The sequence below is a fragment of the Mycobacterium sp. RTGN5 genome, from assembly GCF_033804465.1.
In the GTDB taxonomy this organism is placed as follows: domain Bacteria; phylum Actinomycetota; class Actinomycetes; order Mycobacteriales; family Mycobacteriaceae; genus Mycobacterium.
This window is the reverse complement of the sequence record NZ_JAPZLA010000004.1, coordinates 376629-391820: the sequence shown is the minus strand read 5'-3', so window position 1 is coordinate 391820 and position 15192 is coordinate 376629. Positions and strand designations below refer to the sequence as shown.

At 63.3% G+C, this 15192-nt stretch carries 13 protein-coding genes and 1 pseudogene; 9 read left to right on the top strand and 5 right to left on the bottom strand.

Going from position 1 to position 15192, the window contains the following annotated elements:
* The first annotated feature begins 16 nt into the window (after positions 1-16).
* Complete coding sequence (locus tag SLQ31_RS21940) at positions 17-1507, top strand: ADP-ribosylglycohydrolase family protein (RefSeq protein ID WP_319436175.1); 1491 nt, start codon at positions 17-19, stop codon at positions 1505-1507.
* A 226-nt stretch (positions 1508-1733) separates the two neighbouring features.
* Here SLQ31_RS21940 and SLQ31_RS21935 read toward each other — a convergent pair whose 3' ends face one another.
* The 3 genes and pseudogenes from SLQ31_RS21935 to SLQ31_RS21925 all read right to left on the bottom strand — a co-directional run bounded on the left by SLQ31_RS21935 (position 1734) and on the right by SLQ31_RS21925 (position 2437).
* Entirely contained in the window at positions 1734-1910 is a 177-nt protein-coding gene (locus tag SLQ31_RS21935) for a hypothetical protein (protein WP_319436266.1), read from the bottom strand.
* A 123-nt stretch (positions 1911-2033) separates the two neighbouring features.
* Positions 2034-2138: pseudogene (locus SLQ31_RS21930) on the bottom strand (DUF2510 domain-containing protein); the annotation flags it as partial.
* 134 nt (positions 2139-2272) lie between these two features.
* A complete protein-coding gene (locus SLQ31_RS21925; protein WP_319436174.1) occupies positions 2273-2437 on the bottom strand; it encodes a hypothetical protein in 165 nt (54 codons plus the stop codon).
* Positions 2438-3209: 772 nt separating this feature from the next.
* Between SLQ31_RS21925 and SLQ31_RS21920 the strand changes: the two genes are divergently transcribed.
* From SLQ31_RS21920 to SLQ31_RS21905, 4 genes are all read left to right on the top strand, one after another.
* Positions 3210-3599: a hypothetical protein gene (locus SLQ31_RS21920; RefSeq protein ID WP_319436173.1), complete on the top strand. Its 390-nt coding sequence runs from the start codon at positions 3210-3212 to the stop codon at positions 3597-3599.
* 285 nt (positions 3600-3884) lie between these two features.
* Entirely contained in the window at positions 3885-5861 is a 1977-nt protein-coding gene (locus tag SLQ31_RS21915) for an N-6 DNA methylase (protein WP_319436172.1), read from the top strand.
* Positions 5858-7060 carry a restriction endonuclease subunit S gene (locus tag SLQ31_RS21910; protein WP_319436171.1) on the top strand — a complete coding sequence of 401 codons (1203 nt, stop codon included), beginning with the start codon at positions 5858-5860 and terminating at the stop codon, positions 7058-7060. Before SLQ31_RS21915 ends, SLQ31_RS21910 begins: the two co-directional genes overlap by 4 nt.
* Before the next feature lie 2 nt (positions 7061-7062).
* Positions 7063-10167, top strand: coding sequence for a type I restriction endonuclease subunit R (locus tag SLQ31_RS21905; protein ID WP_319436260.1), 3105 nt, complete (start codon positions 7063-7065; stop codon positions 10165-10167).
* Between the two features lie 36 nt (positions 10168-10203).
* On the opposite strand, the gene SLQ31_RS21900 is transcribed toward SLQ31_RS21905, so the two are convergent.
* The gene (locus tag SLQ31_RS21900) at positions 10204-10626 is read right to left on the bottom strand and encodes a hypothetical protein (protein WP_319436170.1); all 423 of its coding nucleotides are present in this window, start codon (positions 10624-10626) and stop codon (positions 10204-10206) included.
* A gap of 344 nt (positions 10627-10970) precedes the next feature.
* Between SLQ31_RS21900 and SLQ31_RS21895 the strand changes: the two genes are divergently transcribed.
* The 4 genes from SLQ31_RS21895 (at position 10971) to SLQ31_RS21880 (ending at position 14338) form a co-directional block, all read left to right on the top strand.
* On the top strand, positions 10971-12341 hold the full coding sequence (locus SLQ31_RS21895) for an FAD-dependent oxidoreductase (protein ID WP_319436169.1): 1371 nt from the start codon (positions 10971-10973) through the stop codon (positions 12339-12341).
* 85 nt (positions 12342-12426) lie between these two features.
* Complete coding sequence (locus tag SLQ31_RS21890) at positions 12427-12804, top strand: DUF427 domain-containing protein (RefSeq protein WP_319436168.1); 378 nt, start codon at positions 12427-12429, stop codon at positions 12802-12804.
* Between the two features lie 2 nt (positions 12805-12806).
* The gene (locus SLQ31_RS21885; RefSeq protein ID WP_319436167.1) at positions 12807-13721 is read left to right on the top strand and encodes a DNA-3-methyladenine glycosylase 2 family protein; all 915 of its coding nucleotides are present in this window, start codon (positions 12807-12809) and stop codon (positions 13719-13721) included.
* Positions 13722-13795: 74 nt separating this feature from the next.
* Positions 13796-14338, top strand: a complete 543-nt coding sequence (locus SLQ31_RS21880) for a DNA starvation/stationary phase protection protein (RefSeq protein WP_319436166.1) — start codon at positions 13796-13798, stop codon at positions 14336-14338.
* Positions 14339-14343: 5 nt separating this feature from the next.
* On the opposite strand, the gene aqpZ is transcribed toward SLQ31_RS21880, so the two are convergent.
* A complete protein-coding gene (aqpZ, locus tag SLQ31_RS21875; RefSeq protein ID WP_319436165.1) occupies positions 14344-15096 on the bottom strand; it encodes an aquaporin Z in 753 nt (250 codons plus the stop codon).
* Between the last annotated feature and the right edge of the window lie 96 nt (positions 15097-15192).

Here is a 15192-nt window from a genome sequence, read left to right as displayed (position 1 = left end):
CGAAAGGAGACATCTGATGAACTTGACTCCCGCAGAACTTGACCGGGCGGTCGGCGTGCTGCTGGGCACCGCAGCCGGTGACGCACTAGGAGCACCGTATGAATTCGGTCCTCCCCGTGGCCCGGAACTTGAGGTGGCCATGGTGGGGGGCGGCAGCTTCGGCTGGGAGCCCGGTGAATGGACTGATGACACCTCGATGGCCATCGCTATCGCAGAGGTGGCCGCCACCGGGGCAGATCTGCGTGACGAAGAAGCTGCCGACGCCCTGGTGCAGCGGTGGCATGAATGGTCGCAACACGCCACAGATGTTGGGGTCCAGACCCGCTCGGTGCTGAGCCGGGCAGGCCGACACGGCATCACAGCCCACACAGCACGCACCGAATCAGCCGCGCTACACGAACTCTCTGGCCACACCGCAGGAAACGGTTCCCTGATGCGGACTGCACCGCTGGCGCTGGCCTACCTCGATGACGAGCTGGGACTGGTGCAGGCAGCCCGTGCGCTCAGCGAGCTCACACACTGGGACCCCGACGCCGGAGACGCCTGCGTGCTGTGGTGCCTGGCGATCCGCCACGCCGTCCTCACCGGCGAACTGGACGTGCGGATCGGCCTGCAGCACATCGACCCACACCGTCGAGACCTCTGGATCTCGCGGCTAGACACCGCCGAAAAGTCACAGCCGTCGGACTTCCGAAACAACGGATGGGTGGTCGAGGCACTACAGGGGGCGTGGTCGGCCATCGCGACGACACCAGTGCCGGTGGATGATCCGGCCAACGGTGTGTTCCGTGCCGATCACCTGCGCCTGGCGCTGGATGCTGCGGTGCGCGGCGGTTATGACACCGACACCGTCGCTGCCATCGCTGGTGGACTGCTCGGTGCTGTCTATGGGGCCTCCGCCATCCCTGCACAGTGGCGTCGTGTCTTGCACGGCTGGCCAGGGCTGGTGACCTGGGACCTGGTGGCGCTGGCCACCCGAATCGTGAAGGCCGATAGGCCATTCAGCTATGAACCCGCTCCGATGACCCCAGTGCGGCACCCCCATGACGACGGGGTGTGGATGGGCAACGTCGCAACCTTGGGAGCACTCCCGAATGATGTGGATGCCGTGGTGTCCCTGTGCCGGGTGCCCGAGGCGGACCTGCCGATAGGTGTCGAGCAGCTCGATGTCCGACTCATCGACCAACTCGATGCCAATGACAACCTCGACTTCGTACTGCTCGACACGGTGCGAGTGGTCGAGTTGCTGCGCCACGAGGGCCACACCGTGCTGATCCACTGCGTGCAGGCCCATAGCCGCACCCCTGCCATCGCCGCCCTCTATGGAGCGAGGCTGCACAGCATCGACATCGCTGAGGCACTTGCAGCGGTGTGTGCCGTCTTGCTGGAAGCCGATCCGAACCCGGAGTTCCGTGAGGCGTTGCGACGGCTTCACCAGGTGCAGGTCGACACGCAGATGACTAGCGACACGGTTCTTCGGGGCGACAGAAGGAAAAAGAAGAACTGACCGGTCTCATTCGGCGCTACTTGCATCTGCACACCCCCAAGCACCTCACCAACCCGGACCATCTGAGCTCCCTGGGCGATCAGCAGCAGCCAACAGCAGGCTTTGATGGACCAAGACTGCAAGTCGCCGCGAGCTATTCAGCGGGACGCCCGAAGCTCACCGGAACATGCAATAGGACTGCGGCACAGGCGGAAATGCGGCAATGTCTTGGTCCGCTACCAACCGATCAGCTGCTTCGCAGCTGCCTGACGCCCCACACGACCACGCCGATGATGCCGACAATCGTGGCCACAACGCTGGCAAGCCACATCGCGAACAGCACGAAACCGACGATCTCGAACAAGAGTGAGTTCGACCCGCCGGTGGCCGCGCCAAAAGCCAGCTGCATGAGAACGAACGTCACGACGCCCAGAATCGGGCCGCCACAAGCCATGATCACCCAGCGCCACGGAAACCTCGCCGGGGCACCCGGTCGTTTAGCCTGCGATGCCGGTGGCGGTAACGGACTGCGGATGGGTGGCGGGCTAAACGGAGCGAGTTGATCCGTCCACTTATTGCCGTCGAAATACCGCTGCGCGTTAGCGCCGCCGGGATCTGGATACCAACCCGCAGACTGCTGCTGTCCCGTCACGCTGTTCCCTGCACGCCCATAGCGTAGGGCGGCAGTGGCACGCTGGGAATGATCGGCTCATTGAAGTGTTTTTGGTCAAATCGCACTCAGCGCCGTAGCAGGACGACTTAGAGGAGATCCTCCGCTTATTGTCGTCATCGCCGCGTCAGCGGACTATTGAGTACGGAATTCACCAGGCCGACCGAGCACCCGACCTCTCTAGCGATGGCGCGCTGCGACAACCCAGCGGCGCGCAGCATGAGGATTCGGTCGTCCCGTAGCTCACGCGCCAGTTGGATCTCGCCATGCTCGTCGGCCACGTGTTCAACGGTACTAAAAGTTCAAACCCGGTAGAACGCGATTGGTCCCACGCGGTGATGTTGGATGCCGCGTGAAGAGCCGCCAGGGTCGGCACTGAAATGTTCTTCAGCCAATCGCGATCAGGTCTATCTCAAGACGCACGATGGGCTTGCAATCAGTCCTTTGGCATAACCTGGATGGTCTTGTGTCGGTATCTCTCGGGGGACGGCAATTCATAGCCAAGGTCAGCGGCGCTCTTCGACGTGAAGGGGCGGGTGCCGTCTAGCCTCTGTGCGAGCTTCTCTGCCTGCGAACGTCCGCCAGTCTGTCCCCGTGCGTTACTAACTTCGCGCAGGATTGAGCCATCCCGACGTATCAGCCAGAAGCGACCCGAGTCGGACGAAATCACCGCGACCTTCTTCGTGCCTTTCCAATCATTGTGGTCCACCGCCCATAGTCGCAAGGCGTCGAAATCCTCGGACTCAGCCAACGCTGGGCATGGGGCTACAGAGCCGTGGTCCTCGTACAGCCGGTACTTCACTGGCGCACCTCCCACTCGCAGGCTCTGTTGCCCCAATGCAGTGATTTCACCACGCAATCGAGCCCTGTCAAGCCCTATAGATTGGAGTGTCTTTCGGCCCCAGTCGCTATCAGAAGCGACGGCCTGCACTTCGCCGATCTCGTCCCGTATTAGCGCGGCGGCTGATGCTTGATCCAACCTCGCCGTTGGCTACGAACTGCCGCGCTAAGGTCGGCAGTTATGGACCCGGACGTTGCTTCACTCCGCCGCAAATGAGTCTCGAACAGGGCGACTACGGCCTGTGGATGAGTTGTCAGCACTACAGCGGCTGTGGTCGCAACCGCTACGAACGCGAGCACAACCTGCCGAGTCGGTGGCCGGGCCAACGCCCCCATTACGCTGCCGCCGAAATCGCCACGTTAGTCGCGCTATGCGACGAGCTGCCCTCACATCGGGGCCACCCGTTCATCGCCAGGTGGAACGGTGAGGACTGGCAGACTGTTGGCATGGTCTGGACCGATGGCTGTGTCCAAATCAACGACAAGTTGCGACCGGACAAGTACGACCGGTTGCGCCGCGGCAAGGGCAAATCCAGCTATCCGGCGAGTTACCCGTCATTCGAATCCATTGCCAAAGACGACGTGCCGACCAAGTACGTCTGAGTGCCGCGTAGAACGAACAAGTACGCAGCTAATGTCGCCCTGCCATCGATCAGAGGCGTATCGACCAAATCGTTGACTAGGCAACAGCCTTAGCCCACGGGCTGGCACACACCTCCCGATCCAGGCGGGCCTCCCTTGCCGAAGTGATCTACTTTCACCGGGTCTGTTGTAATCCGTCAGGGTCGGCGAATTACGGCGGCTCAGAACCGCAATCCAACATCTAGTCAGCACGTCGGGGTAACTTCCACCTGTCTCAGAATCGAACCAGGGGGGTAGTTCAAGGCTATGGCTCAGACCAATGCCAATTTGATCTGGAAGATCGCCGATCTGCTGCGGGGGCCATATCAGCCCAACCAGTACGGGGACGTGATCTTGCCGTTCACCATCCTGCGCCGCCTGGACTGCATCCTGGAGCCCACCAAGACCGAGGTCCTCGCCGAGTACAAGAAGATCTCCTCGACCAAGGTCGACCCGGGCGTGCTGCTGAAGGCCAAGTTCAAGCTGCCGTTCTACAACACCTCGCGCTGGACCTTCGCTTCCCTAATCTCCGACCCGGAGGGCGTCGCCGACAACCTCGTCAACTACATCGAGCACTTCTCACCCAACGTGCGAGATGTGTTCGACGGCTTCAGGATGCTCGACCTGATCAGCGACCTGGCCAAGTCGGATCGGCTATATCTGATCGTCAAGGAGTTCGCCGCCGTCGACCTACATCCCAACGTGGTCACCAACCACGACATGGGCTACATCTTCGAAGAACTCATCCGAAAGTTCGCCGAGTCCAACAACGCCCAGGCCGGTGATCACTTCACCCCACGCGAAGTCATCGCCCTGATGGTGGACATCCTGTTCCACACCCAAGACGACGTGCTGACCAAACCCGGCACCGTGCGCACCATCTACGACCCCGCCGCCGGGACCGGGGGCATGCTCTCCACCGCCTACGACCATCTGATCGAGATGAACCCCAAGGCCCGCCCGGTGCTCTACGGCCAGGACATCAACCCTCGCTCGTATGCGATGTGCAAGTCGGACATGATCATCAAGGGCCAGGACATCGACAACATCCATCTCGGCGACACCCTGACCGATGACGGCTTCCGCACCCGGCACTTCGACTTCCTGCTGTCCAACCCGCCCTTCGGGGTGGCCTGGAACACCCAGCAGAAACAGGTCACCGACGAATACGAGCAGCGTGGCTTCGCAGGACGTTTCGGCCCTGGCCTACCTCGCGTGTCCGACGGGTCACTGCTGTTCCTGCTGCACCTGATCTCCAAGATGCAGCCCGTCAAGGGTGGCGAGGGTGGCAGCCGTCTGGCCATGGTCCTCAACGGCTCCCCGCTGTTTACTGGTGGGGCGGGGTCGGGTGAGTCGAACATTCGGCAGTGGATCATCGAGAATGACCTGCTGGACGCGATCATTGCGCTGCCGACTGACATGTTCTACAACACCGGCATCAGCACCTATATCTGGGTCTTGGACAACAACAAGCCGACCAAGCGCAGGGGCAAGGTCCAGCTCATCAACGCCGTGGGCATGTTCGGCAAGATGCGCAAATCCCTGGGCTCCAAGCGCAAAGAACTACGGCCCAAGGACATTGAGCGGATCTGCCACCTCTACGACAGCTTCCGCAACGAGCATGGCACCGACGAGCACCCCGCTGTATCGAAGGTGTTCACGGGCGAGGAGTTCGGCTACTCCACCATCACCGTCGAACGCCCATTGCAACTGCGGTTCACCCCCACCGAGGACAACATCGAGGAAGTCCTCGCTCAGAAGAGCATCGAGAAGCTCAAGCCTGGTGAGCAGGCCGCGATCCGCAATGCCCTGACCGGACTGATCGGGTGGGAGTACAAGGACCGCGACGGATTCGTCACCGAACTCAAGGACTCACTACGCAAGACGGGGTTGGCCAAACCGCCCGCCCCGCTGATCAAGACAATTTGCGCGGCAGTCGGGGAGCATGACGAGGACGCCACCACCGTCACCGATTCCAAAGGCAAACCCGAACCCGACCCAGCCCTGCGCGACACCGAGAACGTCCCCCTGGTCGAAGACATCGAGGAGTACTTCACCCGCGAAGTCCTGCCTCATGTTGCCGATGCATGGATTGACCACGAGAAGACCAAGATCGGCTACGAGATCCCGTTCACCCGCCACTTCTACCGCTATGTGCCACCTAGGCCGTTGGAGGAGATCCAGAAAGACCTCCGCGTCCTGGTCGGTGAAATCCAAGCCATGCTCGCCGAGGTCGGAGCATGACATGGCCCGCTTACCCTAGGTATCGCGATTCCAGGGTTGACTGGCTAGGGGACGTTCCCGATTCCTGGGCTGTGACCCAGCTACGCCACGTGTGCAAAGTGTCGACTGGAGACAAGGACACGATCAACCGCGTCGACGACGGCGAGTACCCGTTTTTCATCCGCTCTGAAGAAATTCAGCGGATCAACTCTTGGTCGCTTGACTGCGAGGCGGTCCTGACGCCGGGCGACGGGGCGGTGGGGAAGGTATTCCATCACTACGTAGGGAAATTTGACTTTCACCAGCGTGTTTATGCCTTCTACGACTTCCGAATGGTCCTTGGCCGATACTTCTTCTATTACCTCTCCGGGCTATTCGCAGCCGTTGCCCTGGATGGGAGTGCGAAAACAACCGTTGACTCGCTAAGGATGCCGCTGATCAAGGGCTTCCAACTGACATTTCCGTCGAGCGGAACGGATCAGCGGGAGATCGTCGAGTTCCTAGACCGCGAGACCGCCAAGATCGATGCGCTGATCGGCAAGCAGGAGCGGCTCATCGCCACCCTGCAGGAGCGACGCGGTGCCGTCGCCGATCAGCTGCTCAATCCGCCCGGCCTTATCCTCCCGCTGAAGCGCATTGTCGCGGACGTGACGGTAGGAATCGTGGTCACCCCCTCAGCGTGGTATGCGGATGAAGGAGTCCCCGCGCTGCGCGGACTCAACATTCGACCCGGTCTCGTTACATCGGAGGACCTCGTCTACTTGACTCCTGAGGGAGACGCCCTCCATGCGAAGTCGCGCCTCTGCGCGGGCGACGTGGTCATGGTGCGCACCGGTCAAGCCGGGTCAGCCGCAGTGATACCAAACCAACTGAGCGGGGCTAATGCCATTGATCTGCTAATCATCCGTCCGGGTGCTAAGGCTGACCCCGACTTTCTCGCCGCCTACTTCAATGCACCGTCAACTCGGGAGAAGATCGCACACGGCTCCGTAGGGGCGATCCAAGGGCATTTCAACGTGAGCGCTCTAAGGGAGTTGGAGTTCCCCTCTATTGATATTGCCGAACAACGCCGCCGGGCAGAGCATTGGTCCATCCAAGCTTGCAACATCGACGCCCTGATCGAAAAGACCGAGACGTTCATCGAGCTCTCGCGTGAGTATCGGTCGGCGCTGATCACCGATGTGGTGACCGGGAAGATCGATGTGCGAGGGGCGGCGTGATCGTGTCGCAGCAGCATCATGAGTCCTCCTTCGAGATCGAGATCTGCCAGCACCTGGCCGAGAACGGGTGGCTGTACTCACCGACCGATGCGGGCTATGACCGTGAGCTGGCGTTGTTTCCCGAGGATGTGTTCGGTTGGTTGGCTGAAACCCAGCCGGATCAGTTAGCCAAGCGGGTCAAGCCGGATCTGACCGGTGAGGCGCTGGCCAAGGCCCAGGCCGGTGTCCTGGCCACGTTGGTGAAGGCGTTGGGGGCTGATCCGAAGGCCAATGGTGGCACGTTGTCGGTGCTGCGGCGCGGGTTCAAGGACCTCAATGCCCAGTTCCAGATGTGCCAGTTCCGGCCCAACACATCGCTGAACGAGACCACCGCCAAGAAGTACGAGGCGGTGCGGCTGCGGGTGATGCGCCAGGTGCATTACTCAACGAGCAACAACAACAGCATCGACCTGGTGCTCTTCGTCAACGGCATTCCCGTGGCCACCGCCGAGTTGAAGACGGACTTCACTCAGAACATCACCGATGCGGTCCTGCAATACAAAGATCACCGGCTGCCCAAGGGTGAACCCTTGCTGGGGTTTGGGTCTCGGGCGTTGGTGCATTTCGCGGTGTCCAACAGCGAGGTGCAGATGACCACCAAGCTGGCGGGCAAGGACACCGTCTTCCTACCGTTCAATCGGGGCAACAAGCACCACGCCGGGAATCCGCCCAATCCGCACGGCTCACCGACGGCGTATCTGTGGCAGCAGATCCTGGCGCGTGACACCTGGCTGGACATCCTCGGACGTTTCCTGCACCTACAGGTCACCGACAAGGTCGACCCAGTGTCGGACAAGAAGATCCGCACTCAGACCATGCTCTTCCCGCGCTACCACCAGTGGGACGCAGTCACCCGGTTAGTCGAAGGGGCCCGCGATCAAGGGCCGGGACACCGGTATCTGATCCAGCACTCGGCAGGGTCGGGCAAGACCAACAGCATTTCGTGGCTGGCGCATCGGCTGTCGGTTCTGCATGACGAGGCCAACACGCCGGTGTTCGATTCGGTCATCGTGATCACCGACCGCAACATCCTCGATACTCAGCTGCAGGAAGCGATCCGTCAGATCGACCGCACCCCCGGAGTGGTCGCGCACATCGCTGGTTTGGGTGGGGCCAAGTCGCAGGAGCTGGCCGATGCGCTCACTGGTGGGACGAAGATCATCATCGTCACCATCCAGACCTTCCCCTTCGCCCTGGAGTTGATCCGCACCCAGGCCAACCTGAAGGGCAAGAGCTTCGCGATCATCGCCGATGAGGCCCACTCCTCGCAGGCCGGGGAAGCCTCCAAGCGGCTCAAGGCGGCCCTGACGGCCACCGAGCTGGGTGATCTCGAAGACGGTGGCACGGTGGACGCTGAGGACATGCTGGCCGCGGAGATGGCTGCCCGGGCCGAGGCGAAGAACTTGTCGTTCTTTGCGTTCACCGCCACCCCGAAGGCCAAGACCCTGGAACTGTTCGGGCATAAGGGCATCGACGGCACGCCGCACCCGTTTCACTTGTACTCGATGCAGCAGGCTATCGAAGAAGGCTTCATCCTCGATGTGCTGAAGAACTACACCCCCTACAAGACGGCGTTCCGGCTCACCCACAACGGGCAAACCTTCGAAACCGAAGACACCGCCGCTACGGGGACCATCCAGGTCTCTGGGGGCTCCAGCACCGACCTGGTGGATAAGAGCGCGGCGATCAAGTCGGTGATGAACTGGGTGAAACTGCACCCCACCAACATCTCCCAGAAGGTGCAGATCATCATCGAGCACTTCCGGGAGAATGTCGGCTGGCGCTTGGATGGCAAGGCCAAGGCGATGGTGGTCACCTCGTCACGTAAAGCGGCGGTGCGCTACAAGTTGGCCTTCGACAAATACGTCGCTGAACAGGGCTACACCGATGTAGCGGCCTTGGTGGCGTTCTCCGGTGAGGTCACTGATCTGGAGTCGGGGTTGGAGAAGGTCACCGAGACTTCGATGAATCCGGGCTTGAAGGGCCGCGATCTGCGGGATGCGTTCGCGACCGACGAGTACCAGGTGATGTTGGTGGCCAACAAGTTCCAGACCGGGTTCGACCAACCCCTGCTGGTAGCCATGTACGTCGACAAACGGCTGTCCGGGGTGGCTGCGGTGCAGACCCTGTCCCGGCTCAACCGGGTTGCTCCCGGTAAGGATCAGACCTTCGTGCTGGATTTCGCCAACACCGCCGAGGACATCATCGAGGCCTTCGAGCCCTACTACCAAGCGACCACGCTTGCCGATGTCACTGATCCGAACATCGTCCACTCGACGATGGCCAAGCTGGATGCCGCAGCGATCTATCAGGAGTCCGAGATCAACGGACTGGTCGCCGACTACCTGGCCAAGAAGGGCAACAACGCCCTGACCAAATGGGTCACCCCGGCCCGGGACCGCTTCCGTGACCGGGAACGCGATGCCATCGACCACAACGACAAGCTCGCCCTCGACGAATTACACCTGTTCCGCAAGGACGTGAGCACTTTCCTGCGCCAATACGATTTTTTGTCGCAAATCGTCAACTACGAGGACATGTCGTTGGAGAAGCTCTCGATCTACCTGCGGCACCTGGCCCCGGTGATCAGCAGCGAGCAGCTCAACCATGAGATCGATCTGTCCACCGTCGATTTCGACTATCTGGCGCAGCATGGGCAGGGGACCACTTCGGGCAAGCTCGCCGGTGGCACCCCGCTGGAACCAGCCAAGGAGTCAGGCACTGGGACAGCTAAAGATCCCGAACTGGTGGCCCTCGACGAGGTCATCGCCCAGATCAATGACCTGTTCTCCGGTGAGCACCCCGACTCCAGCGTGCGCAACGTGATCACCCACATCAAGGACCGGCTCGAAGAAAGCGAGACCCTGCAGCAGCAGGCGCAGAACAACTCTCTGGCTCAGTTCTCGGCCAGCCCGGACCTACAGAACGAGTTCGTCGGTGCGGTGATCGGGGCGATGGACTCCTCCGAAGACCTGTCCACGCAGATCCTCAACAACCCCGAGATCTCGCAGAAACTGATGGGTGAGTTGGTGCCGATCATCTTTAAGGCCCTGCAGACGACGGCATGATGTGTAGTTACTGACATCGTGTCGCGTGGCCCGATTTCAGTCATCAACAGCGCGCCAGGCGGCGAGGTGCCGCTCCACTGCCTCGTGGTCATCCCTGGCCATAGCCTGCATCGCGGCCCAGTGATGCCGTCGCATCTCTTCGTCTTCGAGGCACTCCCGGATGGTGCGCAGCCTCACCCTGAGGGCGTCGATGGCCTTGTTGGCCCCGTCGGAGAACGCCACGGTCTCCAGGACCTTGCTGTCGGGCATGCCGCGTTGCTCGTTGTACATGCCGTGACGCTCCAGCTCCGTGACGATCCTGGCCACCTCTGCAATCAGCTGATCGACGGGACGGGACCGTGCCGTGCTGCGCTGGCGGTAGGCCCGTTGGCGGCAGGCTGAGCTGCAGTAGGCCGCATCGCTGCGGGCCTGGAACAGGCCACCACAGTCAGCACAAGTTCTGGAGGTGGTATGCCTCATGTCCTAAAGCGTAACGCGATCTGTAACGGTCAACGGTTGGCTCATGCGAAGTCGCGAATCCCCACTGCCCAAACGTCCAGGGGCAGCAATACCCCGTCGGCGGTGGGAAATGACGGGTCGATTCCGCCGAATCATTGTCTGCTACATCTCTGCCTGCCGATGATCAGTCCACACGGGCGTAGGACGCTTAGGGGTGGCTAGATGTGCGCGGGACTATAGGATAATTCCGCCTACAACGCTCACCAACGAGCACTGATTACATGGGTATTGCACTGCGTTGCACATCGCTAGTGGCGCAGTATCACCGCTACGCGTTCTAGTTTCTCGCCGTTCTAGATTGAAGTATGGCCACGATCAACGGCGCCGTCTCGCACTGGTTCACCGAACTTCCCCAACCTCGCCCCGCCCTGCCCGGTGACCGCGACGCCGACGTCTGCATCGTCGGCGCCGGCTACACCGGATTGTGGACCGCCTACTACCTGAAGCAGGCCGACCCGTCGCTGCGGATCACCGTGCTGGAGGCCCGTTTTGCCGGGTTCGGCGCCTCCGGGCGCAACGGCGGCTGGCTGTCCGGGCTGGCGCCGGGGCATCGTGGCCTGCTGGCCAAGCAGTACGGCCGCGCTGCCGTGGTGGCCTGGCAACAGACCCTCAACGCGGCCGTCGACGAGGTCATCGCCGTGGCGGCCAGGGAGAACATCGACGCCGACATCGTCAAGGGCGGCAACCTGGAAGTCGCCCGCAACGGGGCGCAGGCCCGCCGGCTGCGTGCCGAGGCCGACGAGGACCGCGAATGGGGGACCGACGGCATCGAGATGCTGAGCGCCGCCGAAGCCGCCGCCCGAGTGCGGGTGGACAGCGTGGTGCTCGGCTCGTTCAACCCGCATTGCGCGCGGATCCAGCCCGCCAAGCTGGCGCGCGGTCTGGCCGACGTCGTCCAACGTCTCGGCGTGACCATCTACGAGCAGACCCCGGTGGCGGCGATCAGCCCGGGACGGGCCCAGACACCGATGGGTGCGGTGCGGGCGCCGATCGTGCTGCGCGCGACCGAGGGGTTCACGCCGCGGATGCGTGGGCTGCGGCGGCGCTGGCTGCCGATGAACAGCGCGATGATCGCCACCGACCCGATCCCGGATGACGTGTGGGCGCGCATCGGCTGGGAAGGCCGCGAAACGATGGGCGACCTCGCGCACGGGTTCTTCTACGCACAGCGCACCGCCGACGACCGCATCGCGATCGGTGGCCGGGCGGTGCCGTATCGCTACGCCTCCCGGATCGATCACGACGGCGGCGTCGGCGCGGACACCATCAGCTATCTGACCCGGGTGCTCAACACCGTCCTGCCGCAGACCCGCGGGGTGCCCATCGCGCACGGCTGGTGCGGCGTGCTCGGCGTGCCCCGCGACTGGTCGGCCGGCGTCAGCCTGGACCCCGTGACAGGACTGGGTGAGGCAGGCGGATACGTCGGCCACGGCGTGACGGCGACCAACCTGGCCGGCCGGACCCTGACCGACCTGGTGCTCAAGCAGTCCACGCCGTTGACCGCGCTGCCCTGGGTCGGTCACCACTCCCGGACCTGGGAGCCTGAACCGTTTCGCTGGCTCGGGGTGCGCGGCATGTACACCGCCTACAAGGTGGCCGACCGGCACGAGGCCGGCGGCCGGTCCACGACATCGCCGATCGCCGTGGTCGCCGACGCTATTGCTCGCCGCCCGTAGCGCGGGCCGCGCAATCAGGCACAGTGGGAATCATGAGAGGCAGACGGTGTTGCATGAACTACGCCTCACGTAGGGAGAATCACCGATGAGCACACGAGAGATCAGGCAGCCGTCTGCCGAGCATCCGATCACGGTCACCCCGACCAGCGGCCGTGTCCAGGTCCGGGTCAACGGTGAAGTGGTCGCCGACACCCGCGCCGCACTCGGCCTGGCCGAATCCACTTATCCGATAGCGCAATACATCCCGATCGGCGACGTCGATCCGGCCGCGCTGACTCGCACCGAGACCCACACGTACTGCCCGTACAAGGGGGATGCGAGCTATTACAGCGTCACCGCGGCGGGCACGACCGTCGACGACGCGATCTGGACCTACGACGAGCCCTATCCGGCGGTCGCCGCGATCGCCGGGCACGTCGCGTTCTACCCGACCAAGGCCGACATCAGCGTCGACCCGGACTGACCTTGGTTCCTGTCGAGCGCACGCTGACCTTCCCCGGCCCGGCCAGCCCGGGGCTGACGCTGGCGCCGCAGCGGCGCGGGCCGGGCGACCCGTGCTACCAACTCGACGGCGAACGGGCGATCTGGCGGACCAGCCTGCAGGCCAGCGGTCCGGTCACCGCGCGGGTTTCCCGCACCGCCCCCGACACGGTCGCCTGCCAAGCCTGGGGCGAGGGTGCCGAGGAGTACGTCCACGCGCTGCCCGCGCTACTGGGATTCGACGAAGATGCGAGGGATTTCCGTCCGCAGCACCCAGTTGTGGCGGCCGCGGCCGCGCGGGTCCCGCATCTTCGGCTGGGCCGCACCGCGCGGGTGCTCGAGGCGCTGATCCCGGCCGTGATCGAGCAACGGGTGCCCGGCGCGGACGCATTTCGCGCCTGGCGGCTGCTGGTCACCAAATTCGGCACCCCGGCGCCGGGGCCCGCCCCGGCACGGATGCGCGTGCCCCCCTCGGCCGAGGGGTGGCGGCGAATCCCGTCCTGGGAGTTCCATCGCGCCAACGTCGACCCCGGCCGCGCCCGCACGATCGTCGGCTGCGCGCAGCGGGCGGCCGCGCTCGAGCGGTTGTCGGGCCGTCCCGTGTCCGACGCGAGGGATGCCCTCACCACGCTCCCGGGCGTCGGGGTGTGGACGGCAGCCGAGGTCGCCCAGCGGGCCTTCGGCGACGCCGATGCACTCTCGATCGGCGACTATCACATCGCGAAAATGATCGGCTGGACACTGGTCGGTCGGCCGGTCGACGACGCCGGGATGGTGGAGCTGCTCGAACCGATGCGCCCGCACCGCCATCGCGCGGTGCGGCTGCTCTACGCCAGCGGACTGGCGTACGAACCGCGCCGCGGCGCCCGGCTTCCGATTCAGCAGATCAGCAAGCTCTGACGTGCTTCGGGTTTCCTGTCAGGCAGGCCGGGTATGCAGCCGGTCTACCGCGAAAGCACGAAGGAGCGATTTACATGGGTTCGAAATTCACCGTCCCCGGATTGTCGGACGCGAAGAGCCGCAAGGTCGCCGATCTGTTGCAGAAGCAGCTGAGCACCTATAACGATCTGCACTTGACGTTGAAGCATGTGCACTGGAATGTCGTGGGCCCCAGCTTCATCGGCGTGCACGAGATGATCGATCCGCAGGTCGAACTCGTTCGTGGCTACGCCGACGAGGTCGCCGAGCGGATCGCCACACTCGGCCACTCACCGCAGGGCACACCGGGCGCCATCCTCAAGGACCGTACGTGGGATGACTATTCCGTGGGCCGCGACACCGTGCCGGCGCACCTGGCGGCGCTGGACCTGGTCTACGACGGGGTCATCGAAGACATCCGCAAGGCGATCGAGGCCACCGACGATCTGGACCCGGTGACCCAGGACATCCTCATCGGTCATGCCGCCGCACTGGAGAAGTTCCAGTGGTTCGTGCGTGCCCACCTCGAGAATGCCGCTGGCTCACTGGAACACGAAGGCAAGTCGACCGAGAAGAGCGCCGCCAAAGCTGCGCGCTGAGCCGTTTACTTCTCCAGCGCGTCGTCGCGAACCGGCCGGTCGGCGAGTTCCTCGTTGCGCCCGAACAAGATCGGGTAGAGGACGCCCGCGAGAGCGGCGCCGACCAGCGGTGCGAGCCAGAACACCCAGAGCTGGGCGGGGGCGCCGTCGCCGTTGAAGAACGCGACACCCGTCGAGCGCGCCGGGTTGACCGACGTGTTCGAGATCGGGATCGAGATCAGGTGGATCAGCGTGAGCATCAGGCCGATTGCCAAGCCCGCGAAGCCCTTTGGTGAGCGGTCATCGGTGGCGCCCAGGATGACGAGCAGGAACAGGAACGTCAGCACAATCTCGGTGATCACCACGGCGACCAGCGAGTAGCCGAAGGGGGAGTGGTCACCGTAGCCGTTGGCGGCCATGTGACCGGTTGCCGAGAAGTCCTCCCGGCCCTTGGCGATCCAATAGATCAGGGCGCCGGCGACCAGGCCGCCGAGCACCTGGATGACCCAATACGCCGGCAGCGCTTTCCATTCCACGCGCTTGGCCAGCGCAGCACCCAGCGTGACAGCCGGGTTGAAGTGGCCACCGGAGATCGTGCCGAAGGCGTAAACACCGGCGAGCACCGTGAGGCCGAAGGCCAGTGCCACCCCGGAGAATCCGATGCCCATGCCACCGCCGGGGCTCGCGGCGAAAACCGCCGCGCCGCAACCGCCGAGAACCAACAGGAACGTACCGATGAACTCTGCGGCGAGTCGGTGCGCCATCGTGGGAGCAGTCACTGGTGTAACCCTTTCGCCGTTGAATCGGGCATGTGTGGATGCAGGATTGCACGATTGATGCGCTGAACGCACGAGGCTTAGCTGAATTGTGTTGAG